The organism is Streptomyces xanthochromogenes, assembly GCF_014650455.1.
GTDB classification, from domain to species: Bacteria; Actinomycetota; Actinomycetes; order Streptomycetales; family Streptomycetaceae; genus Streptomyces; species Streptomyces xanthochromogenes.
Genome location: NZ_BMUZ01000024.1, coordinates 1 through 22743, shown reverse-complemented (window position 1 = coordinate 22743; position 22743 = coordinate 1). Strand labels below are relative to the sequence as shown.

At 72.7% G+C, this 22743-nt stretch carries 18 protein-coding genes and 1 pseudogene; 12 read left to right on the top strand and 7 right to left on the bottom strand.

What is annotated here, in order from left to right; all coding sequences use genetic code 11:
* Positions 1–323: 323 nt before the first annotated feature.
* Together trpS and IE267_RS38030 are read right to left on the bottom strand one after the other, a co-directional pair.
* Positions 324–1412, bottom strand: coding sequence for a tryptophan--tRNA ligase (gene trpS, locus IE267_RS38035; protein WP_189766402.1), 1089 nt, complete (start codon positions 1410–1412; stop codon positions 324–326).
* Between the two features lie 284 nt (positions 1413–1696).
* On the bottom strand, positions 1697–2107 hold the full coding sequence (locus tag IE267_RS38030) for a hypothetical protein (RefSeq protein ID WP_167158605.1): 411 nt from the start codon (positions 2105–2107) through the stop codon (positions 1697–1699).
* 176 nt (positions 2108–2283) lie between these two features.
* Here IE267_RS38030 and IE267_RS38025 point away from each other — a divergent pair, with 176 nt between their 5' ends.
* The 4 genes and pseudogenes from IE267_RS38025 to IE267_RS38010 all read left to right on the top strand — a co-directional run bounded on the left by IE267_RS38025 (position 2284) and on the right by IE267_RS38010 (position 7087).
* Positions 2284–3159, top strand: a complete 876-nt coding sequence (locus tag IE267_RS38025) for a hypothetical protein (protein WP_189766401.1) — start codon at positions 2284–2286, stop codon at positions 3157–3159.
* A gap of 271 nt (positions 3160–3430) precedes the next feature.
* Positions 3431–3769 (top strand): annotated as a pseudogene (locus tag IE267_RS38020) (alpha/beta fold hydrolase); the annotation flags it as partial.
* Positions 3770–3853: 84 nt separating this feature from the next.
* Positions 3854–4861 carry an endonuclease/exonuclease/phosphatase family protein gene (locus tag IE267_RS38015; RefSeq protein WP_373304646.1) on the top strand — a complete coding sequence of 336 codons (1008 nt, stop codon included), beginning with the start codon at positions 3854–3856 and terminating at the stop codon, positions 4859–4861.
* A gap of 267 nt (positions 4862–5128) precedes the next feature.
* Positions 5129–7087: an FUSC family protein gene (locus IE267_RS38010; RefSeq protein WP_167158601.1), complete on the top strand. Its 1959-nt coding sequence runs from the start codon at positions 5129–5131 to the stop codon at positions 7085–7087.
* 555 nt (positions 7088–7642) lie between these two features.
* Here IE267_RS38010 and IE267_RS38005 read toward each other — a convergent pair.
* Together IE267_RS38005 and snpA are read right to left on the bottom strand one after the other, a co-directional pair.
* Positions 7643–7858, bottom strand: a complete 216-nt coding sequence (locus IE267_RS38005; protein ID WP_161252494.1) for a hypothetical protein — start codon at positions 7856–7858, stop codon at positions 7643–7645.
* A 20-nt stretch (positions 7859–7878) separates the two neighbouring features.
* On the bottom strand, positions 7879–8520 hold the full coding sequence (gene snpA, locus IE267_RS38000) for a snapalysin (protein ID WP_167158599.1): 642 nt from the start codon (positions 8518–8520) through the stop codon (positions 7879–7881).
* Between the two features lie 187 nt (positions 8521–8707).
* Between snpA and IE267_RS37995 the strand changes: the two genes are divergently transcribed.
* From IE267_RS37995 to IE267_RS37980, 4 genes are all read left to right on the top strand, one after another.
* Complete coding sequence (locus IE267_RS37995) at positions 8708–9652, top strand: LysR family transcriptional regulator (protein WP_167158597.1); 945 nt, start codon at positions 8708–8710, stop codon at positions 9650–9652.
* 221 nt (positions 9653–9873) lie between these two features.
* A complete protein-coding gene (locus tag IE267_RS37990; RefSeq protein WP_189766400.1) occupies positions 9874–11361 on the top strand; it encodes an APC family permease in 1488 nt (495 codons plus the stop codon).
* A 13-nt stretch (positions 11362–11374) separates the two neighbouring features.
* Positions 11375–12346: a hypothetical protein gene (locus tag IE267_RS37985; RefSeq protein WP_189766399.1), complete on the top strand. Its 972-nt coding sequence runs from the start codon at positions 11375–11377 to the stop codon at positions 12344–12346.
* 108 nt (positions 12347–12454) lie between these two features.
* Positions 12455–13855, top strand: a complete 1401-nt coding sequence (locus IE267_RS37980; RefSeq protein WP_189766398.1) for a VWA domain-containing protein — start codon at positions 12455–12457, stop codon at positions 13853–13855.
* On the opposite strand, the gene IE267_RS37975 is transcribed toward IE267_RS37980, so the two are convergent.
* Together IE267_RS37975 and IE267_RS37970 are read right to left on the bottom strand one after the other, a co-directional pair.
* Complete coding sequence (locus IE267_RS37975; protein WP_189766397.1) at positions 13836–14975, bottom strand: sensor histidine kinase; 1140 nt, start codon at positions 14973–14975, stop codon at positions 13836–13838. The two genes, IE267_RS37980 and IE267_RS37975, sit on opposite strands and share 20 nt — an antisense overlap.
* A gap of 13 nt (positions 14976–14988) precedes the next feature.
* Complete coding sequence (locus IE267_RS37970; protein WP_167159723.1) at positions 14989–15642, bottom strand: response regulator transcription factor; 654 nt, start codon at positions 15640–15642, stop codon at positions 14989–14991.
* 271 nt (positions 15643–15913) lie between these two features.
* On the opposite strand from IE267_RS37970, the gene metG reads away from it, so the two are divergent.
* The 4 genes from metG to IE267_RS37950 all read left to right on the top strand — a co-directional run bounded on the left by metG (position 15914) and on the right by IE267_RS37950 (position 21222).
* On the top strand, positions 15914–17494 hold the full coding sequence (gene metG, locus IE267_RS37965; protein ID WP_189766396.1) for a methionine--tRNA ligase: 1581 nt from the start codon (positions 15914–15916) through the stop codon (positions 17492–17494).
* Positions 17495–17675: 181 nt separating this feature from the next.
* The gene (locus IE267_RS37960) at positions 17676–18353 is read left to right on the top strand and encodes a helix-turn-helix transcriptional regulator (RefSeq protein ID WP_189766395.1); all 678 of its coding nucleotides are present in this window, start codon (positions 17676–17678) and stop codon (positions 18351–18353) included.
* A gap of 110 nt (positions 18354–18463) precedes the next feature.
* Positions 18464–19246, top strand: coding sequence for a Pvc16 family protein (locus tag IE267_RS37955; RefSeq protein ID WP_189766394.1), 783 nt, complete (start codon positions 18464–18466; stop codon positions 19244–19246).
* A complete protein-coding gene (locus IE267_RS37950) occupies positions 19243–21222 on the top strand; it encodes an ATP-binding protein (RefSeq protein WP_189766393.1) in 1980 nt (659 codons plus the stop codon). The genes IE267_RS37955 and IE267_RS37950 overlap by 4 nt, the downstream gene beginning before the upstream one ends.
* A 597-nt stretch (positions 21223–21819) precedes the next feature.
* On the opposite strand, the gene IE267_RS37945 is transcribed toward IE267_RS37950, so the two are convergent.
* A partial coding sequence (locus IE267_RS37945; protein ID WP_373304642.1) for an RICIN domain-containing protein occupies positions 21820–22743 on the bottom strand: 924 nt, incomplete at its 5' end.

The following is a 22743-nucleotide window of genomic DNA, read 5'->3' as shown; positions in this document are numbered from 1 at the left end:
CGGTGCGGAAGGAGCGGGTGGGGAAGGAGTTGGTGGCGGCGGCCGAGCCGCAGGAGGCCGCCGCCACGTCCCCGGGTTGCCCCGGGTTCCCCGTTTCCCCCGTACTCAGAGCTTCCCCGAGCGGGTGGCCGGGGTCATCAACCCCCGGGACCATGCGGTCTCCGCCGCTCGACCGAGGGGGTTTCGGCCACCCGTCCTACCCCACGGCGAGGACCGCTGTACGTGCCGGCCCGGAAGCCGGTTCGCCGACCGAGGCAGGCGCCCAGCCCGTCATGGGGGTCCCCCCTGGCCCTTGAGGCCTTGGGGGAGATCGAGGACAGGGGTCAGCGGCGCATGCCCATCGCGTCGCGGACCTCCGCCAGGGTCCGGTCCGCCACCTCGCCCGCCCGGGCGTTGCCCTCACGAAGCAACTCCCTTACGTAGGACAGGTCCTGCGCGTACTCCGCACGCCGGGCCCGCAGCGGAGCGAAGTGCGTGTTGACCGCATCCGTCGCCGCGGCCTTGAGCCCCGCCGCCCCGGCATCCCCCACCTCCGCCGCCACCTCGTACGGAGAGCGGCCCTGGCAGAGTGCGGTGAGCAGGACCAGGTTGCTCACCTCCGGCCGGCCCTCGGGGTCGTACGAGATCCGGCGGACCGCATCCGTCTTCGCGCCCCGGATCAACCGCGCGGTCTCGTCCGAACTCGCCCGGATCGCAAGGGAATTGCCCCGGCTCTTGCTCATCTTCGTGCCGTCCGTGCCGAGCAGCAGCGGCGCCTCGGACAGCAGGGTGCGCGGCTCGGGGAAGACCGGGCCGTACCGCTCGTTGAAGCGGCGCGCGATCGTCCGGGTCAGCTCCAGGTGCGGCTCCTGGTCCTTGCCGACCGGCACCAGATTGGCCTTGCAGAACAGGATGTCGGCGGCCTGATGCGCGGGGTAGGTGAACATCAGGCCGGAGACGGCGGCCTGCCGGGAGTGCGCGATCTCGTCCTTCACCGTGGGGTTGCGGCCGAGCTCGGCGACCGAGACGAGGCTCAGGAACGGCAGCAGGAGCTGGTTGAGGGCGGGGATCGCGCTGTGCGTGAAGATCGTCGCCCGGGAGGGGTCGACACCCGCCGCCAGGTAGTCCAGGACCAGCCCCTCGACGTGTTCCGCGAGCCGGTCCGCCACGTCCCGGTCGGTGAGCACCTGGTAGTCCGGGATGACCAGGAAGAGGTCCATGCCCTCGTTCTGGAGGCGGACCCGGTTCTGGAGCGTGCCGAAGTAGTGGCCGAGGTGCAGGGGTCCCGTGGGCCGGTCGCCCGTCAGGATGCGGTCCTTGGCCGGAACGGCACCGGGGACGGCACCGGGGACGCCGGTCGGCTCGATCTGGTGGGTCTGGTGGGTCTGGTGGGTCTCGTGGATCCGCTGGATCTCGTGGATCTGCGTGGTCATCGTGGCTCCTTGCCAGGCGGTGGGACGGCGGGCGGGCCTGGACGGCGGCGGCCACTGCGGTATCCCGGCGAGGGCAGGGCGAGGGCAACGAAAAGGGCCGTCCAGTGAGGAACGGCCCGGGTGACGATGTCGTGCGTGTCTGGGGTGGCCGCTCCTAGGAGGAGCGCCACCAGCAGAGCTGGGAGCGGTGCTGCGCTGCGGACGACATGGCTTCACTCTAGCCCGGCCGCGGACCGGGGCCCAGGGTCCATCGTCACCCGGGGCCCGTATCGCCCACAGCCCGCTCAGTTCTCGTGTGTGTAGAACACATAGAACGCGGTCAGGAACATCCCCGCGCCGAACGCCGCCCCGATCCCGGACGACCGCAGCACACTGTGGTCGGACAGGCTGTAGAGGAACCCCATCGCGCACCCGAAGAGGGCTCCGTAGGCCGCCGCGCGGATCTCGCGGGGCAGGGCCGACTGGATGCGCAGGAGGCCGATGCCCAGGGCGATCAGGACCACGCCCGACACTACGCCCAGGACCACCTGCCCCCAGGTGATCACGCCGTTGCCGCCGTTGCGCTGGATGCCTGCGGCCCAGATTCCGTACGCCACTCCCAGGACGACGGGGACCGCGACGGCGGCCCTGCCGAGGCGGGGAGCCGTGGGCCGGCTCGTCACGGGTACCGAAGCGTGTGAAGCGTGTGCGGCCATGGCGGCACTCCTTCCGCTTGCCCGGAACGCCTGCCGGGCCCGTACCGGACCCATCTGCCGGGCCCGTACGGGGACACCCACAGGCGGGGCCCACCCATGTGGCACGCCTTTGTGTGCGTCCCCCATACAGCCCACACCCGCGCGCGCCGACCGGCAACCCGGGATTACGTGGACGGGTGCGCAGCTTCCTGTCGGTGGTGCTGATCGTGCTCGCGGCCGTGCTCGTCCCGCTCGGCGCGATCGCCGCCTGGGTGAAGACCGAGATCGGCGACAGCGACCGGTACGTCGCCACCATGGCTCCGCTCGCCCGCGACGAGGCCGTACGGGGCGAGGTGATCACCAAGGTCACCGACGCGATCATGAAGAACATCGACGTGGGCCCGCTCCAGGACTCCGTGGCCGCGCTGACGGGCGGGGCGGTGCGCTCCTTCACCGCCACCTCCGCCTTCCAGGGGGTGTGGAACACCGCCAACCGGGCCGCGCACGCGAGTGTCGTGTCCGCCCTCACGAAGAACGGCGGCGGCAATGACGTACGCATCGACCTGGCACCCGCCATCGAGCAGGTCAAGCGCCAACTCGTGGCACAGGGCGTGCCGTTCGCGAACAGGATTCCCGTGGAACACACCGACCTGACCGTCGTCGAGTCGACGAAACTCGGCCCGGTACGCACCGCTTTCCGCCTGCTCCGGCGCATCGGGATCTGGGGTGCGGTCGGCTGCCTGGTCGCCGCCGCCGGTGCCGTGCTCGTGGCGGTGCGCCGCCGGCGCGCGCTCGTCGGGGTGGGGCTCGGGCTCGCGGTCGGTGCGGTGGTGTTGCGGGTCCTCGTCGCCGTCGGCCGCAAGCTCACGCTCGACGGGCTGCCCACGGACTCCGACCCGTCGGCGGCGGGTGCGGTCTACGACGCGCTCACCGACTTCCTCAGCACCGCGGCCTGGGTGGTTCTCGGGCTCGGGCTCGCGCTCGCGCTCGGGGCGTGGCTCACGGGCCGGCCGTGGCAGCGAGGGCGGCGAGCCGCCGAAGCGCCCCGTCCAGGACCGGCACCGGCGGAGTAGCGAGGCCGATCCTGACCGCATCGGGCACGGCGGCACCGACCGCGAACGCGGTGCCGGGCGTCACCGCGATCCCGAGCCGCCCCGCCGCGGCCGCCGCGAACGTCTCGGCCCGCCAGGGTGCGGGCAGCTTCCACCAGCAGTAGTCCGGTCCGGGGCGTACGCGGCCAGCGGCGGCGGGGTTCCGTTCGCGGTGCGCGGGTCGAGCGGTGCGCTGCCGTAGCCGCGCAGGTCGGGGGCGATCACCCGGTGCGTACGGGAGAACTCCGCGATCCCCGCGGGCGCGGCGGCCGCCCTGCGCGGACGGGCCCAACGGCCGGACTATCGTGCCCTGTTGACCACGGTCGATGTTCCCGCGCCGGTGGTCGTCGACCGGGACGACGTCCACACGCCCGTCGCCGACGCGGAGGCGATGCACACCACGCTCCCCGACTCGGCCCTGACCGTCGTCGAGGACGCGGCCCACCTGCCCAACCTGGAGCAGCCCGGCGTCTTCAACGACGCCCTGCGCGGCCTGCTGTCGCGCGTGGCGGCGCACACCCCCGCACCACACTCCCCTGCCCGTGCACACACCAAAGCCCCTGTACACACCAAGGCTCGCGCAAAGGCTTGAGCAACCGTGCCGGACGAGGGCCCGTCCTTGAGGGAGGATGCGAGCTCTGTGACCAGCCAGCGGGAGGCGGCCGCCATGGACACCATGGGCACCGGAACCATGCCGTACCGGGACGGCATGGTGGGCGTGCGCCGCCGGCGTCCCTGGCGGGTGGCGTCCGCACTGGCCGGGGCCCTGCTCCTTGCCGGGGTCAGTGTGGTGGTGGGCTGCCGGGCCGCCGATTCGGACGGGGTCACCCCGGTCCCGCAGGCCCTCGCCTTCCTGCCGTGGCTGCTCGTGCCGGGCGGCGCCGGGCTCGCGCTCGCCGTGCTCGGACGGTGGCGTACCGGCATGGTGTGGGGGGTCGCGGTGCTCGCGGTCACCGGCTGGTACACCCAGCCGTACGGCGCCGCCTCGACCCAGCCGAAGGGCTCGATCCTCGCCGAGTTCCAAGTCCTCACCTCCAACACGGAGTTCGGGTGGGCGACGGACGATCTGATCGCCACGGTCAAGCGCGAGCGGCCCGACCTGGTGTTCGTCGAGGAGTGCAGCTTCCGCTGCGCCGACGCGCTCGCCGCCGACCTGCCGAAGGGCGACTACCCGTACCGCGACGTCGTCCGGGAGGACGGCTCGGCGGGCTCCGCGATCCTGAGCCGGTTCCCACTCAGGATGGTCGAGCCGATCGAGTCGGTGATGGCCATGCCGGGCGCGGTGGTCACCATCGGCGGCCGGGACGTACGGCTCCAGCTCGCGCATCCCTCGCCGCCGCTGCCCGGCGACGATACGAAATGGCATCAAGAGCTGGGCAGGATAAGGGAGTTCGCGCGGGAGGCGAAGGGCGGCCCGGTCATCGTCGCCGGGGATTTCAACGCGACCCAGGACCACGCCCTGTTCCGCTCGGTGCTCGACGACGGCGCCCTGCACGACAGCGCCCGTCTGACCGGCCAATCCGGTACCTGGTCCTGGCCGGCCGACCGCAGCACGCCGTTGCGCACCCAGATCGACCACGTCCTGGTGAGCGGCGACTTCAAGGCGACGTCGGCCCGCTTCCTGAAGCTGCGCGGCACGGACCATCGCGCGCTGCTCGTGGGCCTGAGCCTGTACGGCGGCTAGCCGCCCCGCAGAGGAGTTCTCCCCCTCCCGCCTCCCCGCCTCCCTCTGTCCACTATCCACAGGGGCCGAGGCGGGCGGTGGGGCGGGCGGCGCGCGGGGCGGGCCCGGTTTCGCCGTGCGGGGCGGGCATCTCGGGGATGATCCGGAAGCGATGACGCGGCGTCGTGATCGGATTCGTAAAAATTATCCACAGGCTGTGGACAAGTTTTACGGTTTTGTTGGGCGCCCCGTTTGCACCAAGTGATCTTTTTACGGTGTCGTGTGTTCATGGCTGATCGGAAGCGGGCGGACGAGCGCGGGCGGCAGGGGCGGCTCGCGCCGCCGGAGTGGCTGATCGGGGGGCTGCGGCCGGCCCCCACGCCGATCCCCTGGCCCGCGGTCGCCCGCGCCGCGATCGCCCTGGCCGCGCCACTCGCCGTGGGCATGGCGACCGGACACAGCGCGTACGGCGCGCTCGCCTCCATGGGCGCGCTCAGCGGAGTCATCGGCGACACCGCCGACGCGTACCGGATGCGGATCTTCAACATCGCGGTACCGCAGCTGTACGGGGCGATCGGCGTGACCGTCGGCAGCCTCGTCTTCGGGCACGGCTGGCTCGCGGTCGGCGCACTGACACTGGTGGCCCTGGTGTCCGGGATGATCTCCTCGATCGGCGCGGTGGCCTCCGTCTCGGGACTGCTGCTCCTGCTCAACGCCGTCGTCGGGGCGGGCCTTCCGATGCCCAGCCCGTGGTGGAAGGCGCCGCTGCTGCTCACCCTCGGCGGCCTGTTCGTGCTCCTCCTGAGCCTGCTCGCCTGGCCGCTGCGGCGCACCGAGCCCGAACGGGACGCCGTCGCGGGGACGTACCGTGCGGTCGCCGCGGCGATCGAGGCGGCCGCGACCGACGCGTACGACACGAGACGCCAGGCCGTCACGAACGACCTGAACACCGCGTACGACCTCATCCTCGGCCGGCGCGCCCGTGAACACGGCCGCCGTGGCGAGCTGGTACGGCTCTCCGCCCAGCTCAACGTGCTGATCCCGATCGTGGAGGCGGCCCCCGCCGTACACCTGCGCGGCTGGGGCGTGGACCCCGCGATCCCGTCCGCCGTACGGCAGTTGGCGGACGCGGTGGACGAGGGCCGCACCGGCACCGTCGAACCCGAGCTGCCCGAGCCCACGACCCCGGCCGAGCGCGCCCTCGACTCGGCGCTGCGGTACGCCTTCGCCGTGGTGCACCACCCCGACCCCGACCACACCAACATCGACGACCGCCTCGGCCGTCCGGCGGCCCTGCGCATCCGGTTCCGCCGCGCGGCGCGCAACGTCCTGCTCTCCGGCGCCTCCTGGCGCTACGGACTGCGGCTCGCCCTGTGCATCGGGCTCGCGCAGGTGCTGGTCTCGGTGGTGCCGGTGGAGCGTTCGTACTGGGTCGCCCTGACCATCGTCTTCGTCCTGAAGCCCGACTTCGGATCGGTCTTCGCCCGCGCGCTGATGCGCGCGATCGGCACCGCGGGCGGGCTCGTCGTCGCGGCGGCCGTCCTCGCGGAGGTGCCGCGCGGGTGGTGGGACGTGCCGGTGATGCTGGTGCTCGCGGCCCTGATCCCGGCGTTCTCCGCGAAGGGGTACGCCTTCCAGACCGCGGCCATCACGCCGGTGATCCTGCTGCTCTCCGACGTCCTCAACCACCAGGGTTTCAACCTGGTCATGCCGCGCCTGTGGGACAGCCTGATCGGCTGTGCGATCGCGCTGGTCGCGGGGTACCTGCTGTGGCCCGAGAGCTGGCACACGCGCATCGGGGCGCGGCTCGCGGAAGCGGTCTCGGCGACGGCGGACTACGTGGAGTACGCGTTCGGCTCGGAGGACGACCGGGCCGAACGGGTCCGGCGCCGACGCCGGCTCTACCGGGACCTGTCGACGGTACGGAGCGAATTCCAGCGGGCGTTGACGGAGCCGCCGCCCATGGGGGCGCGGGCGGCGGCGTGGTGGCCGCTGGTCGTCGCCGTCGAACGCATCGTGGATGCGACGACCGCGGCGCGGGTCCGGGTCAACCACGGGGCGCCGTGGCCTGCGGCCGGCGAGGCGGTGGAGGTCGCGGTTCAGCTCCGCGAGCTGGCGGATGGCCTGCGGCGCAGCTCGCGGCTGGTGGGCGTCCGGGTCGCCCTGGCGGGCCCCGAGGAAGGTGTCCTCGCGCCCCTCCGCCAGGAGGTCCGCGCGGCCCGAGCGATCGCCTCCCCGGGCGGGTAGCCCCCTGCGGGGGCGGGCTGTTGCCGCTTACCCGGGGTGCGCCTGGGCTCCGCCCCGGGCCCCGGTTTCTGGCCCCTCCCCGCCCCTTCCCGCAACCCTCCGGGGGTGAAGTGGGCCGCCTCTTGGGGCTGCGCCCCGGGGCCCGGTGGTTCGACTGCGGACCGTGCGTGGCTGGTCGCGCAGTTCCCCGCGCCCCCAACCCCGTTTTCGGCTGCGGACCGTGCCCGCTTCTCGCGCAGTTCCCCGCGCCCCCAACCCCCTTTTCGGCCTCGGACCGTGGGTGGCTGGTCGCGCGGTTCCTCGCGCCCCTGGAAACCCGTGGTCGGCCTCGCGCCGTGGTCGCTTCTCGCTCAGTTCCCCGCGCCCCTAAAAGCTTCGGTGCTGGCCAGCACCAGGGCATTTCAGCCCGTCATGGGGGTCCCCCCTGGCCCTTGAGGCCTTGGGGGAGTTTGAGGACGAGCGCCGTTCAGGCGCGAACGGGGGTGCAGGGGGCGGAGCCCCCGCCCAGGGCTCAGCCGATGCAACCCGCTGCACGGGTGGGCGCCCCCCGGGGTGCTAGAACAGCGGGAGTTGGCCCGGGGTGGGGGACAGTTCGAAGGCGGCCAGGGTTCGTTGGGTGGCATCCAAGGGTGCCCGGCGCTTCGAGCCGGGGCAGAGCTTCAGCTCCGCACCCTCGTGCGTACGCGGATCGTGGCGTACGAACTTGCCCGCCACCACGGCGACGGAGCGACCGCAGGACGGGCAAGACCGGCGAGGGGATACGGACGTCATCCCCCCATGCTGCCAGAGGCCTACGCGGCCGGCTTGAACGCCGAGGCGAGCCCGTTCCGCCACAGGCTGTTCACCCGGGACTTCTCCGTCGCGTTCGGGTACGCGTTGCGGCACGAGGTACCGGGACCGCCGCCCGACATGAGCTCACTGCACGGCCCGGAGTAGTGGTCGGGCAGACCCAGCACGTGCCCGGTCTCGTGCGCGACGACCCGCACCGAGTAGTACTGCTGGTTCTGGCCGTAGTCCAGGAAGATGTAGCCGTTGCCGTGCCCGTCGGTCGAGGCGTACGAACCGTTCTGCGGGTCGTTGCCCTCGTAGTACTGGAAGTCCGCGCCCGAGCTGCTCTCGGCGAGGCGGACGTTCTGCACCGAGCCGTTCCAGATCTGCGCGGCCTGCGATATCTGGGAGCGGAAGCTCGGCGCGTTGGAGGTGCTGTAGTACACGGTCACCGCCGCGGCCAGCGGGTTCGCGGCCCGCTTCTTGGCGACCGACTTCATGACGGCGTCGTAGAACGCCTGGTCGTTGGCGGCGGAGTGCTTGCCGGCGGCGGTGTAGTGCGCGGCGCCCGCAGGAGCCGGGGCGGCGGTGGCGGGGATCGCGCCGAAACCGGCGAGGGCCAGGCCCAGGGCAGCGGTCACGGCGAAGGTACGGGGGTGTCTCATGGGGGGTTACCAATCGTTGGGGGGATCCGCGTCCGGCTGGGTGGGCCGGCCACGGGTGGGGGTGTTCCCGGTGATTGTGGAGGCCACAGCGGCGTACGGGAATGATGCCGATCTGCGATAACTCCCGCGTATCAGAGTGGTTTTGGACATCTGGTGGAAAGAGTTAGCGCGTCCTAACCTCTGCCGCATGGAGCTGGAGGTGAGACATCTGAGGCTGCTGTGCGCGATCGCCGACGCCGGTAGTCTGCACGGGGCCGCGCGGGCGCTCGGCACCAGCCAGCCTGCCCTGACCAACCAACTGCGGCGCATCGAGAACACGTTGGGCGGACAGCTCTTCTCGCGCGAACGAACCGGCTGTGTGCCCACCGCCCTTGGGCAGGGAGTGGTCGGCCGGGCCCGGCCGCTGCTCGCCTCGCTGAGTGCGCTCGTCACCGAGACGCGGGCCGCGGCCGCCCGCACCGGAGGCGGGCCGCGGCTTCGCATCGGCTCCACCGCGAGCCGTGCGATCCCGGGCTGGCTGCGTCGGCTGCGCGAGCGCCTGCCGGGGACGGAGACCGAGCTCCAAGTGGCGGTTTCGGCCACCGCGCTGCTGCGCCGGGTCGCGGCGGGCGAACTGGACATGGCCTTCGTGCACGAGGTGGAGGGCTGCCCCTTGCGGCTGCCGCCCGGACTCGACATCCGCACGCTCGTGGAGCGCGAGCCGCAGTTCGTGTGTCTGGCCGTGGACCACCCGGCCGCCCACCGGACCATCGTGGACCTGGCCGACCTCGCCGCCGACCAGTGGATGATCGACCCGAGCGTCGACGGCGAGTGGGAGGGACTGCGGCGGGTCCTCAATGCCGCCGGGCTCAACCCCCGTGTACTGCACGGTGATTACCTGACGGCCGCGGGCCTGGTCGCCACCGGCGAGGTGGTCACGCTGTGCCAGCCCACCTCGCGGCCGCGCCCGGACATGGTCGTACGCCCGCTGCGCGGCGACCCGCTGGGCGTGCGGCTCTTCCTCGCGGTGCGCAGCGGGGCCTATGGGGGCGAACTGGCGGGTGTGGGCGCCGACTTGGCGTCGGCGTACTGGGAGGCCGCCTCGCACTCGCCCCCGTACCGCAGCTGGCTGAAGGAGCGCGGCCTGCCGTAGCCGCCCGGGTGCGGACGCACCGGCGGCCCGGACCCGTCCGGCCGGTCGGCCCGCCCTGTCTCTCGCCCTGTCTACCGACCTGTCCGGTCTGGACCACTGGAGGGGTGGGGTGACGACTACGATGCCGTCGACTTCGGGTTGTCGTGGTACTGCAAAGCGTCGCAAGGCCCGGAGTTTCTGACATACCGCCATATGTCGCACCGTCAAAGGATGTTCGGGCCATGAGCAACAGCACCGGTGGCAGAGGACTGCAACCCAACGTACTGTCCACGTTCGCCACCGTTGTCATGGCGGTCGCCGGCAGTGCGCCCGCCTATTCGCTGGCCGCCACCACCTCCGTCCTCGTGGCGGCGGTCGGGCTCGCCAGCCCGGCGGCGCTGCTCTACTGCGCGATACCCATGCTCGGCATCGTCCTCGCCTTCGGGCGCCTCGGCCGGATCGACGTCAACGCGGGGGCCGCCTACTCCTGGGTGGGCCGCACCCTGCACCCCTTCCTCGGCTTCATCAGCGGCTGGGCGCTCGTCGTCGCCGCGACCCTGTTCATGGTGGCCGGCTCGCTGCCCGCCGGCCAGATGACCCTGGGCCTCTTCGACCCCGCCCTCGCCCACAACACCGCGCTCGCGACCACCACCGGCGCCGGGTGGTTCCTCCTGATGCTGGCCGTCGTCCTGGGCGGCGCCCGGCTCTCCGCCCGTGCCCAACTCGTCGTCTCGGGCGTCGAGTTGGCCATTCTCGGCGGCTTCTGCGTCGGCGCGCTCGTGCACATCGGGGAGGGCGGCGGGGTCGTCGCGTTCGACTGGGCCTGGCTCGGCTTCGGGCACTTCGACGGGGTCTCCGGGTTCGCCGCGGGCACCCTCATCGCCGCGTTCTACTACTGGGGCTGGGACGTCACCAGCAACCTCAGCGAGGAGACCCGCGACAGCCGCCGCACCGCGGGGCTCTCCGCGCTGGTCGGCGTCGCCGTCGTCTTCGCCCTGTTCGTCGCCTACACCGTCGCCGTGAACATCCTCCTCACCAGCGGCGAGATCGAGGCCGGCCAGACCAATGTCCTCGCCCTGCTCGGCGAACGGATCTGGCCCGGCTTCGGCGGCAGACTCATGGTGCTCGCCGTCGTCCTGTCCACCATCGCCACCCTGGAGACCACCCTCATCCAGGTCACCCGCTCCCTGTTCGCGATGGGCCGCGACCGGACGATGCCGGGCGCGCTCGGCGCCGTGCACCGCCGCTGGAACACCCCGTGGGTGGCGATCCTCGTCGTCGGCGCGGTGGCGCTGCTCCTGTTCGTCGCCTCCAACGCGCTCGGCTCGGTGCGGGACATCATGGCCGACGCGCTCGCCGCGATCGGCCTCCAGACCACCCTCTACTACGGCCTCGCCGGGCTCGCCGCCGTCGTCGCCTACCGCAGGACCCTCACCGAATCCCTCGGCTCGTTCCTGCTCGGCGGCCTCTGGCCGCTGCTCGGCTCGGTCTTCATGTTCTGCGTCTTCGGCGCCTCGCTCACCCGGCTCAGCGCCGCCGCCGTCACGATCGGCCTCGGCAGCCTGCTCGCCGGGCTGATTCCCCTGCTCTGGTACTGGCGCCGGGGCAGCGCCTACTACCGCCCCGCCCGCCTGGACGCGACCCGCTCCTTCGAGGCCGGTGCCGGTCACCCCAACTCGCCGACCAGGGGCCCGAGTTACGTCAACGCCGGTCACCCCACCGACTTCTGAGAGGGGGACACGGATGGCAGCGCTGCGCCGCCGCTCCGGCCGGAGCGCGGACCTGTCCTTCGACGCCGACCTCGGCGACCGCGCGCTCACCACGGCCCGGCACGACATCGTCATCGGCCGCTGGCAGGGCGTACGCGACCTGCTGCGGGCCACCGGCGACCACTGGCCGCTGCGCACCCATCGCATCCGGGCACTCGCGAACGCCGCAGCCGGGTCGTCCGTCGTCGAGGCCTGGCGGGCGGCCGAACCGGCCAACCCGGACGTGGCGGTCCTGCGGGCCGCCACAGAGGTGACCCGGGTGTTCAACGGCGCCATCGCCGCCGGGCGCGGCGCCGGGACGGACCGCGACCGGATCGACGTCGCCGTCATGGCCTGCCTCGCGGCCGCCGACGCCCGCCCCGGTGACCCGACCCCCTGGGCCTCGCTGCTCACCGTGGTGCGCCTGTACGAGGGCGGGGTCGCCCGCAGTGAACTCCGGTCATGGTGGGAGGAGTTGCGGCGGCGCGACCCGTACCACCTGGAGGGGCACGTCCAGATGCTGCGCTATTTCTCGGCGCGCTGGCACGGGACGCACGGCTCGATGTACGACTTCGCGCGGGACGCGGCGGGCGCGGCCCCGGCCGGCTCCCCGCTGCCCGTGCTCGTGCAGATCGCCCGCGTCGAGGAGTACCGGTACGTCTCCGATGCCGCGAAGGGGCGTCCCGTGCGGGGGTTCGGGCAGCACTGGAACCACGAGCTCGCCGTGACCGAGCTCCTGCGCACCTACGACCGCTGGCTCGGGGGCCGCGTCCCGGGGCCCATCCGGGCGGAGGAGGCCGCGGAGCTCAACTACCTTGCGCACGCGGCCTGTTGTGCGGGGCTCACGCGTGAGGGCGCGGCTCTGGTCGGGCTGCTCGGAGAGCGGATCGCCCTGGTTCCCTGGGTCTACACGGGCGATCCCGCCCAGCAGATCGGGCGCTGGCGCGGGGGCGCTCCGCCGAGTTAGCCCACCGGGTCGCTAACCTTACGTGTCTGCGCTGGCCAGGGGTCTGCTCCCGGATCTGTGGCGCAGTGCGGTACGTATCGCACCCAACTCATGCGAAAGGCCTCTCCCATGGGCATTCGGAGCTTGCTGCGCAAGGTGTTCGGACGCGAAGGCACGGAGCGTGCCGAGCCGACGGCGGCTTCCGTACCGCCCCAGACGGAACGCACCGCCGAGGCCGCCGAGACGCCGGCCGACGCGGCCGCGCCCTCCGTCCCGGCGCCGGGGCGGCGCAACCTGTCCCCGGCGGAGAAGCTCGTCGCCGCCGCGTTCGACGGGCCCCGCCCGCCGGCCGGAACCCCGGGCGACGCCTCCCCGTCCGACGCTTCTCCTTCCGACGCCCCTTCTTCCGACGGCTCCCCCGCCGACGGCTCGACGGGTGCCGCCGATGTCCCCCAGCCCCGCACGGAGGCGAAGCCGGAGCCCGTCGAGGCGGAGCCCGAGCCGGCAGCGGCGAAGGCCGAGCCCGTCGCGGAGCCCGCGGCCGAGCCCGCAGTGCCCGAGCCCGTGGTCGAGCCGAAGGCGGAGCCCGGGCCGGCAGCGGCCAAGGCCGAGGTCGCACCCATCGCCGAGCCGGAGCCCGCGCCCGAGCCCGTACCGGCCGAGCCCGTCGTAGAGCCCGAGCCCGTACCCGTACCGGTTGAGGATGTCGCCGAGCCCGAGCCCGAGCCCGAAGCCGTGGTCGAGCCGAAGGCGGAGCCCGAGCCCGAAGCCGAGCCCGTACAGGCCGAGGCCGAGGCCGAGGCCGAGGCCGAGGCCGAGCCCGTACAGCCCGAGCCCGACGCCGTCCGGGCGGAGCCCGTCGTTGCCAAGCCCGCCGTCTCCGCCGCCCGGGTCAAGTCGCGGGCTCCGGGGCTGTCCGGCGCCTACAAGGCTGCCGGGGCCGCGCTCAAGAAGGCGGGGCTCAACGGGGCCCGGATCAAGGTGTACCTCGTGCTCGACCGGTCCGGGTCGATGCGGCCGTACTACAAGGACGGCAGCGCCCAGGGTCTCGCCGAGCAGGTCCTCGCCCTGGCCGCGCACCTCGACGAGGAGGCGACCGTCCACACCGTGTTCTTCTCGACCGACATCGACGGTTCGGTCGACGTGACCCTCGACGCGTACGAAGGTGTCGTCGACGAGGCGCACGCCGGGCTCGGCCGGCTCGGCCGGACCAGCTACCACCGGGCCGTCGAGGAGGTCGTCGAGCACGTCGAGAAGTCCGGCCACGAGGGCCCGGTGCTCGTCGTGTTCCAGACGGACGGCGCACCGGACGCCAAGCTGCCCGCGCGCCAGGCCCTCACCGACGTCTCGGACAAGCCGCTGTACTGGCAGTTCGTGGCGTTCGGCGAGGACGACTCCAAGGCGTTCGACTTCCTGCGCGGCGCCGAGGGCGAGCACGACCACGTCGGGTTCTTCCACGCCGGGCCCGCGCCCCGCGAGCTGAGCGACGCCGAGGTCTACCGGGGACTGCTCAGCTCCTACCGCCCGTAACGCGCGCCCGCGTCGCCTTCGGGAGCGAGACGGTCACGGTGAGCCCGCCCTCGGCGCCGGGCTCCGCCGTGGCCGTTCCGCCGTGGGCCACCGCGATGGAGCGCACGATGGACAGGCCGAGGCCCGCCCCCGGCCCCATCCGGTCCCGCCCCTCGCCCCGCCGGAACGGCTCGAACAGGGCGGGAATCCGGTCCGCGGCGACCTCGGGTCCCGCGGGGTTGGCCACCACGAGCCGGCCCCCGTACACGGTGACCTCGACCGGGCCGCCCGGTTCGCTGTAGGTGACCGCGTTGGCCAGGAGGTTCGCGGTGAGGCGGGCGAGCAGCGCCCGGTTGCCCCGCACCACGGCAGGCGCCGCGTCCACCGTCACGGTGTCGTAGCGCGCCGCCTCCTCCCGCACGACCTCCGCGAGGTCCACCTCCTCGCGCCGCTCCAGGCCGCGCTCGCTGCGGGCCAGCATCAGCAGTCCCTCGATGAGCTGCTCGCTGCGCCGGTTGTTGTCGAGCAGCGTCGTGCGGGTGCGGGCGAGGTCGGCCGGACTCGCGTCGTCGTCGAGGCCTATCTGGATCGCGGCGCGCTGGGTGGCGAGCGGGGTGCGCAGCTCGTGCGAGGCGTTGGCGATGAAGCGGCGCTGGCTGTCGAAGGCCGCTTCGAGACGGCCGAGGAGGTCGTCGATGGTGTCGCCGAGTTCCTTCAGCTCGTCGTCCGGACCCGCGGCCCCCACCCTCTCGTGCAGATTGCTGGCGGTCAGCTTGCGGGCCCGGGCGGTCATGACGTGCACGGGCCGCAGCAGCCGGCCCGCCGTCCACCAGCCGACGACGACCGCGAGCAGCGCGATCGCGATGAGCGCGAGCGTGGACCACAGTGCGGTCTGGTCGGAGGCGGCGTCGCTGACGTCGGCGCTGAGCCGGTAGACGGTGAGCGGTTCGAGGGCCGTGCCGCCCTGGGTCCGGTAGTAGGCGGGCAGCCCCGGCGTGCGGAGCGTGGTCGCGCGGGTCGCGATCGCGGTCGCCTGCTCCTGGGTGCCGGCCCGCGAGAGCAGGTTGACGACGGCGAGCAGCGCGGCGCCGAGCGTCAGGAAGACTCCGCCGAAGATCAGCGCGATACGGGCCCTGATCACCGCGGGCGTCCCTTCACAGCGCGTACCCCACGCCCTGGACGGTACGGATGAGCGCGGGCTCGCCGAGCTTGCCGCGCAGCTTGCTCATGGCGACGCGGACCGCGCCGGTGAACGGGTCGGCGTTGGCGTCCCAGGCGCGCTCCAGGAGTTCCTCGGCGGAGACGGCCGCGCCGTCGGCCTCCAGGAGGATCTGGAGCACGGCGAACTCCTTGGGCGAGAGGTCGAGCTCTTGGCCGTCTCGGTGCGCGGTGCGCCGCACGGTGTCCAGGCTCAGGCCGTGCCGCTCCAGGACCGGCGGGACCGGGCGGGCGCTGCGCCGCCGCAGCGCGCGGACGCGTGAGACCAGTTCGGGGAACTCGAAGGGCTTGCCCAGGTAGTCGTCCGCGCCGAGGTCGAGGCCCTCGACGCGGTCCTCCATGGAGGCGGACGCGGTCAGCATCAGGATGCGGGTGCGCGAGGCGTCCGCGACGAGACGGCGGGCCACCTCGTCGCCGTGCACGCGCGGCAGGTCCCGGTCGAGGACCACCACGTCGTAGTCGTGCAGGCCCAGGTAGGCGAGGGCCGCGTCCCCGCTGTAGACCGTGTCCACGGCGAAGCCTGCCCGGCGCAGCCCGGTGGCGACGAGCTCGGCGAGGACCTCCTCGTCCTCGGCGACCAGTACCCGCATGTTCTCGTCCTTCGTGTGCACGTGCCCCCTTCCGTCCCAGGATGCGTCCTTGTTACGACAGGGGGTGTTTCGCAAACCTCTCCGCGTTCCGGCAGCCGTCGTCACAGCTCCCCGGCGGACGGCCTGCACCCGCCCGCCGGGCAGCCGTCGTCACAGCTCCCCGGCGGACCACCGGAACCCGTCCGCCGGGCGTCCGGCAGGCGCCTGCAGGCCGTCCGGCATCCGGACATCCCGGGCGGGTGCCCGGGCACCGGCGGATAGGATTCAGCGCATGCCTTCGCCGACGTACTACGTTTCCACGCCCATCTATTACGTCAACGATGCCCCGCACCTGGGCCACGCCTACACCACCGTCGCCGGTGACGTGCTCACCCGCTGGCACCGCCAGCGCGGCGAGAAGGTCTGGTACCTGACGGGCACGGACGAGCACGGTCAGAAGATCATGCGCACGGCCGAGGCGAACGGCGTCACCCCGCAGGAATGGTGCGACAAGCTCGTCGGCGAGGCGTGGCAGCCGCTCTGGGAGCACCTGAACATCGCCAACGACGACTTCATCCGCACCACCCAGAAGCGGCACACCGACCGGGTGCAGGAGTTCGTCCAGGACCTGTACGACAAGGGCGAGATCTACAAGGGCGGCTACGAGGGCCCGTACTGCGTGGGCTGCGAGGAGTACAAGCTCCCCGGCGACCTGATCGAGGGCGAGGGCGGCACCCAGCTGTGTGCCATCCACAAGAAGCCGGTGGAGCTCCTCAAGGAGGAGAACTACTTCTTCAAGCTGAGCGAGTACGGCCCGAAGCTCCTGGAGTTCTACGAGGCGAACCCCGGCTTCATCCAGCCCGAGTCGGCCCGCAACGAGGTGCTCAACTTCGTGAAGCAGGGTCTTCAGGACCTGTCGATCTCCCGGTCGACGTTCGACTGGGGCGTCCCGGTGCCGTGGGACACCAAGCACGTCATCTACGTGTGGGTGGACGCGCTGCTCAACTACGCGACGGCGGTCGGGTACGGCGCCGACCAGGCCCGTTTCGAGGAGATCTTCCCGGCCGACGTGCACCTCGTCGGCAAGGACATCCTGCGCTTCCACGCGATCATCTGGCCCGCGATGCTGATGGCCAACGGCCTTCCCGTGCCGGGCCGGGTCGCGGCCAACGGCTGGCTGATGGTCGGCGGCGAGAAGATGTCGAAGTCCAATCTGACCGGCATCAAGCCGCAGGACCTGACCTCGCACTTCGGCGTGGACGCCTACCGCTGGTACTTCTTGCGGGCCATCGCCTTCGGCCAGGACGGCTCGTTCTCCTGGGAGGACTTCACCGCCCGCTACACCTCCGAACTCGCCAACGACTACGGCAACTTGGCGTCCCGGGTCGCCGCGATGGTCGGCAAGTACTTCGGCGGGGAGCTGCCCGCCGCGCCCGCCGACGGGGACGCGGAGCGGGCCGTCCACGACGGGCTCGCGACGGCGGTCGCCGAGGCGGACCGGCGCATCGGCGACGAACTCGACTTCCAGGGCGGCATCCTGGCCGTCTTCGACTTCGTGAAGCAGGTCAACGGCTACCTCACCGAGCAGGAGCCGTGGAAGGTGGCCAAGGACGAATCGGCCGAGGGCCGGGACCGGCTCGCGACCATCCTGTACACGGCCGCCGAAGCGCTGCGCGGGATCGCGGTGCTGCTCAACCCGGTGATGCCGGAGACCTCGCAGAAGCTGTGGGACTCGCTCGGCGCCGAGGCGGCGCTCGGCGCGCTCGCCGGCCAGCGGGTCCAGGACGCGGGCGTCTGGGGTGCGTCGGCTCCGGGTGCGAAGGTCACCAAGGGCGCGGTGCTCTTCCCCCGCCTGGAGGAGAAGCCCGCATAGGGCGGCGACTTGAGGGATGGGGGCCCGGGATCGTACCGATCCCGGGCCCCCACCACTTTTCCTGCCGACTTCGACTGTTCTTGGCAGTATCCGTGGCCCATTCAACGGTTGTTGATTCGCTGTTGATCGGGGCCGACCAGTCTGTATCGGTCGGTTAGCACGGGGAAGGAAAGGACAGGGAATGCCATTGCTCGCGAATCGTGTCACGGTGACCGTTCACGCCTCCGATCCGCTGAGCCGGGCCGGGGTCATCAGTCACCTCCAGCACCAGCCGACCGTGGAAGTCCTGCGGGACAGCCGCGAGGCCCGTGAGACCGACGGACGTCCCGCCGACCCCACGGTCGCCGTCATGCTCGTCGACCAGGTCGACGACGCCGCGTCGGCCGAGCTGCGCCGGGTGGTGCGCGGCGGTGAGCAGCGCGTCGTGCTCATAGCCCGCGAGCTGCGCGAACCCGATCTCCTGACGGTGGTGGAATACGGGGTGCGGGCCATCCTGTGGCGCCACCAGGCCACCGAACAGCGCCTGTTGAAGGCCGTGCACAGTGCGGCGCGCGGCGAGGGAGAGCTGCCGCCGGACCTGATCAGCCGACTGCTCGTCCAAGTGGGCCGCCTGCGCCGCTCGGAGACCACCTCCGCCTCCGCGGGCTCGTCCTCGGCCCCGCCGCTGTTCGGGATGGCGCCGCGCGAGGTCGACGTGCTGCGCTTGGTCGCCGAGGGGCTCGACACTCGGCAGATCTCCGAGAAGCTCGCCTACTCGGAACGGACCGTCAAGAACATCCTGCACGCCCTGATGACCCGCCTCCAGCTCACCAACCGCGCGCACGCCGTGGCCTACGCGCTGCGCGAGGGCTACATCTAGGCCGCCGCGGCTCGCGGTCCGGGCCGGCCCGGCCACCGCGGGCCCGCACCGCTCACTCACCGCCGCACCCCGCGGTGCGGCCGTGTCCGGGAACTCGGGAAACTGGCTCAATGATCCACGAAATCGACGAGGCGCTGCGGCGCATCCTGCGCGGCGGAGCGCTGCCCGACGGAACGGGGGAGGTCGTCTTCGAGGCCCCCACCCGTGACTGGGCGGCACGTCGCAACACCCCCACCCTCAACGCCTACCTGTACGACATCCGCGAGGACGTGGCCCGCCGCGAGCGCGGCTCGTACGCCGAGCGGGACGCCAACGGCGTGGTGCTGCGCAGGCGCCAGCCGCCGCGCTGGTACCGGCTCTCGTATCTCCTGACCGCGTGGACCAGCCGCCCCGAGGACGAACACCGGCTTCTTTCGGGGGCGTTGGCGTGCCTGCTGCCGCACGAGATGCTGCCGCAGGAGTTCGTGCCGCGCGCGCTCGACGCCTACAACGTGTCCATACCGCTGACCGTCGCGGTGCCGCCGGCCGAGTCGCGCTCGCTCGCCGACATCTGGTCGGCGCTCGGCGGCGAGCTGAAGCCCTCGCTCGACGTGGTGATCACGACGCCGTTCCCGGTCACGCCGGTGTACCCGGTCGCACCGCCGGTCACCGAGGGCGTCATCACGGTACGCGGCCGCGACGGCGTCCCCGCCGACGCGAAGCCCCGTCTGATGCGGGGCTCGCTGAGCGATGCCCGCAAGGACGCCGGTACGCAGGACGGTGGCCCGCAGGACGGTGCCGGGAAGGGCGGTGCCGGGAAGGACGCCTCGGGGAAGAGTGGGGCCGGGAAGGGTGGGGCCGGGAAGGGCGCCCCGGGTAAGGACGGGGCCGGCAAGGACGGTGGCGCCCGGTGAACGAGGCTGCCCGCGCGCTGCTGCTCCGGCTCGACCATCTGCGGACGTCGGTGGCGGCCCTGGTCGAGGCCCGTTCCGCCGACGATCCGACGGCGCAGGACCCGCTGCGGGGCCTGTACGTCTCGGCGGAGACGGCGTCCCGCCTTGCCAACTCCCCGGCCCCCGAACTCCCGGTCCCTGACCACTCGTTCACGCCCGCGCCCGGTGACCGGATGGCGGCGCTCGCACAGGACTTCGGACTCGGCGAGCTGGACACGCTGCTCCTCGTGGCGGCGCTCGCGCCCGACGTGGACCGGCGCTTCGAGCCGCTGTACGGCTACCTCAACGACGACGTGGGCCGCCGCCGGGCCTCGGTCGCGCTCGCCCTGGAACTCGCCGGGACCGGGCCGCACGACCCGGCCGCACGGGCCCGGCTGCACGCGGCGGCACCGCTGATCACCGGCGGGCTCGTGACCCTGGAGGACGAGGACCGGCCGCTGCCGGGGCGCGCGCTGCGCGTGCCCGAGCGGGTGGTGGCCCACCTGCTGGGCGACGACACGATGGACGGCCAACTGGCCGACGCACACGTCGAGTTGCTGACGCCGAACGGGACCGCACCCACCGACGGCCTCGCGGCGCGCATCGCGCTCGCCCCGGAACCGGTCGCCGTCCATCTGCGCGAGCGGCGGGCCGGGAGCGGCGCGGACGCGGTGACCTCGGCCCTGCGCGGCGCCGGGCGGTCCGTCCTGCGCCACCGCCCCGAGCGCGCCGACCCCGTCGCGGCCCGCGCCCTGCTGCGCGAGGCGCGGCTGCGCGGCGCCGGGACCGCCGTCGTCGTCGAGCTGCCGGACGAACCCGGGCCGCTGGTGCGGGAGTTGGCGGTGCCGGACGTGACCGTGGTGTTCGCCGGGACCGTCCCGTACGACCCGACGTGGGCCCCGGGGGCATCCCTGCTCGCCCTGGAGGACACGACGGCCGAGACCGATCCGCTGACCGCCTGGACCGAGGAACTCCCTTCATACGAAGGCGACTTGGCGGAGGCCGTCGGCCCCTACCGGCTCGGTGCCGGACAGGTGCGGCGGGCCGCGAGGGGCGCGGTGGCGCTCGCCGGGTTCGAGGGGACGCCGGTGGGGCTGGCCCACGTCCAGCGGAGCGCCCGGCTGCTCTCGGCACCGCTGCTCGACCGGCACGCCCGTCGGGTGCGGCCGGCCGTCGGCTTCGGCGACCTCGTCCTGCCCGAGGAACCCCTCGGCATGCTGCACGAGCTGGCCGGACGGGCCCGGCACCGGGACAGGGTGCTCGGGGAGTGGCGGCTGCGTACGGGCGGCGGACGCGGGCGGGGCGTGGTCGCACTGTTCGCGGGCGACTCCGGCACCGGCAAGACGCTCGCGGCGGAGGTCGTGGCGGGTGAGCTGGGCCTGGACATGTATGTCGTCGACCTGTCGTCCGTGGTCGACAAGTACGTCGGGGAGACCGAGAAGAACCTGGAGAAGATCTTCGTCGAGGCGGACCGGACGGACTCGGTGCTGCTGTTCGACGAGGCGGACGCGGTGTTCGGCAAGCGGTCGGAGGTGAAGAGCTCGCACGACCGGTACGCGAACCTGGAGAGCGCGTATCTGCTGCAGCGGCTTGAGGCGTTCGACGGGATCGCGGTCCTGACGACGAACCTGCGGGCCAACATCGACGAGGCGTTCACCCGGCGGCTCGACCTGGTGGTGGACTTCCCGTTCCCGGATGTGGCGCTGCGCGCCGTGCTGTGGCGCAGTTGTCTGGCCGGGGTGCCGCAGGAGCCGGATCTCGACGCGGAACTCGACGCGTGCGCGAAGGAGTTCGAGCTTGCGGGCGGGGCGATTCGCTCCGCGGCGGTGACGGCGGGGTATCTCGCGGCGGGGCGGGGTTCCGCCGTGTCCGTCGCGGACGTGCGGGCGGGTGCGCGCCGCGAGTACGTGAAGTCCGGCCGCCTCGTCCCGGGCACGGGCATGCCCTGGGCCCCCTAGCGTCCCCTTGGTCCGCGGCCCCAACCCCGCCTTCGGCCGCGGACCGCACGTGGCCGCTCGCGCAGTTCCCCGCGCCCCTGAACCCCGCTGTCACCTGCGGACCGCGGGGGCCGTTCGCGCAGTTCCCCGCGCCCCTCAACCCCCTGTCGCCTGCGGACCGTGCGTGGCCGCTCGCGCAGTTCCCCGCGCCCCTCAACCCGTTCTCGCCTGCGGACCGAGGGGCCCGTTCGCGCAGTTCCCCGCGCCCCCGAACCCGCTGTCGCCTGCGGACCGTGCGTGGTTGCTCGCGCAGTTCCCCGCGCCCCTCAACCCGCTGTCGTCTGCGGACCGTGCGTGGTTGCTCGCGCAGTTCCCCGCGCCCCTGAACCCGTTCTCGCCTGCGGACCGCGGGGGCCGTTCGCGCAGTTCCCCGCGCCCCTCAACCCCCTGTCGCCTGCGGACCGTGCGTGGCCGCTCGCGCAGTTCCCCGCGCCCCCGAACCCGCTGTCGCCTGCGGACCGTGCGTGGTTGCTCGCGCAGTTCCCCGCGCCCCTCAACCCGCTGTCGTCTGCGGACCGCGGGGGCCGTTGGGGAAGGGCGGGGCGGAGCCCCAGGGGGCTAGGGGACGATGCGCCAGCGCTGCTGGTCGGCGGGGAGGGCGCCGCAGGGGCGGACCTCCGACACCTGGAGCACCTTGTCGTTGGGCGACAGGTCGGACATGCACCAGGCCCCGTCCTTGCTGATCAGGCGCACGAACCCGTCCGCCCCCTCGATCGGCTCGATCGACCACTTCTGGTTGCTGGTCATCTGCCCGTTCGTGAGGCTCGGCTTGCCACCCGAAGCCCCCCACATCTGGATCTGGTTGCCCTCACGGGTGTTGTCCGCGACGGCCCAGGGTTCGGAGGAGGAGGTGAAGGCGAACTCGTTGCGCGGCAGCGGCCGGACGTACCAGTACTGGTCCCACGTGGGGTTGTCCTTGATCTCGTTCGCCGTGTAGACGTACCGCCCCTCCGGCTTCTGGTCCGTCGCCGTCGTCAGGTACATCCCGAGCCCGGACTGGATGCGGACCAGCTTGGTCGGGTCGTACGTGGGCTTCTTCGGACCGCCGCCACCACCGCCACCACCGCCACCGGAACCGCCGCCCTCCGGCTTCGGCTTGGGTGCGGGCGGCGCCGGGGCCGACGGCGGCGGCTCGGGCGCCTTGGACGGCGACGGCGGCGCGGAGGGCAGCGGGCTCTGGGAGCCCTGCGGCAGCGGTATCTGCTTGGCGGGCGCCTGCTCGGCGGCCTGGCTCTTGACGCCGGTGTCGTGCCGGAGCCAGATCATGACGAACACCACGAGCAGCGCCAGCAGGATCGAACCCACCGCGAGGACCCAGCGCGGGAACACCGACGGCTGCAGATAGGTGCCGCGCAACTCCTGCGGAGCCGGGTCGCCGGACCTCAACACCGCGACGGTGAACGGGTGTTGGCGGGTTCCGCCGAACCAGCTCACGTTCACCGCGGTGAGCTCCACCTCGGCGAAACCGGCCCGGCCGGGGTC

What these genes read in the sequence shown, in the direction of transcription:
- trpS (WP_189766402.1), bottom strand. Translation starts at nt 1,412, where the DNA reads ATGACCACGCAGATCCACGAGATCCAGCGGATCCACGAGACCCACCAG.
- IE267_RS38030 (WP_167158605.1), bottom strand. Translation starts at nt 2,107, where the DNA reads ATGGCCGCACACGCTTCACACGCTTCGGTACCCGTGACGAGCCGGCCC.
- IE267_RS38015 (WP_373304646.1), top strand. Translation starts at nt 3,854, where the DNA reads ATGGGCACCGGAACCATGCCGTACCGGGACGGCATGGTGGGCGTGCGC.
- IE267_RS38010 (WP_167158601.1), top strand. Translation starts at nt 5,129, where the DNA reads ATGGCTGATCGGAAGCGGGCGGACGAGCGCGGGCGGCAGGGGCGGCTC.
- IE267_RS38005 (WP_161252494.1), bottom strand. Translation starts at nt 7,858, where the DNA reads ATGACGTCCGTATCCCCTCGCCGGTCTTGCCCGTCCTGCGGTCGCTCC.
- snpA (WP_167158599.1), bottom strand. Translation starts at nt 8,520, where the DNA reads ATGAGACACCCCCGTACCTTCGCCGTGACCGCTGCCCTGGGCCTGGCC.
- IE267_RS37995 (WP_167158597.1), top strand. Translation starts at nt 8,708, where the DNA reads ATGGAGCTGGAGGTGAGACATCTGAGGCTGCTGTGCGCGATCGCCGAC.
- IE267_RS37990 (WP_189766400.1), top strand. Translation starts at nt 9,874, where the DNA reads ATGAGCAACAGCACCGGTGGCAGAGGACTGCAACCCAACGTACTGTCC.
- IE267_RS37985 (WP_189766399.1), top strand. Translation starts at nt 11,375, where the DNA reads ATGGCAGCGCTGCGCCGCCGCTCCGGCCGGAGCGCGGACCTGTCCTTC.
- IE267_RS37980 (WP_189766398.1), top strand. Translation starts at nt 12,455, where the DNA reads ATGGGCATTCGGAGCTTGCTGCGCAAGGTGTTCGGACGCGAAGGCACG.
- IE267_RS37970 (WP_167159723.1), bottom strand. Translation starts at nt 15,642, where the DNA reads ATGCGGGTACTGGTCGCCGAGGACGAGGAGGTCCTCGCCGAGCTCGTC.
- metG (WP_189766396.1), top strand. Translation starts at nt 15,914, where the DNA reads ATGCCTTCGCCGACGTACTACGTTTCCACGCCCATCTATTACGTCAAC.
- IE267_RS37960 (WP_189766395.1), top strand. Translation starts at nt 17,676, where the DNA reads ATGCCATTGCTCGCGAATCGTGTCACGGTGACCGTTCACGCCTCCGAT.
- IE267_RS37955 (WP_189766394.1), top strand. Translation starts at nt 18,464, where the DNA reads ATGATCCACGAAATCGACGAGGCGCTGCGGCGCATCCTGCGCGGCGGA.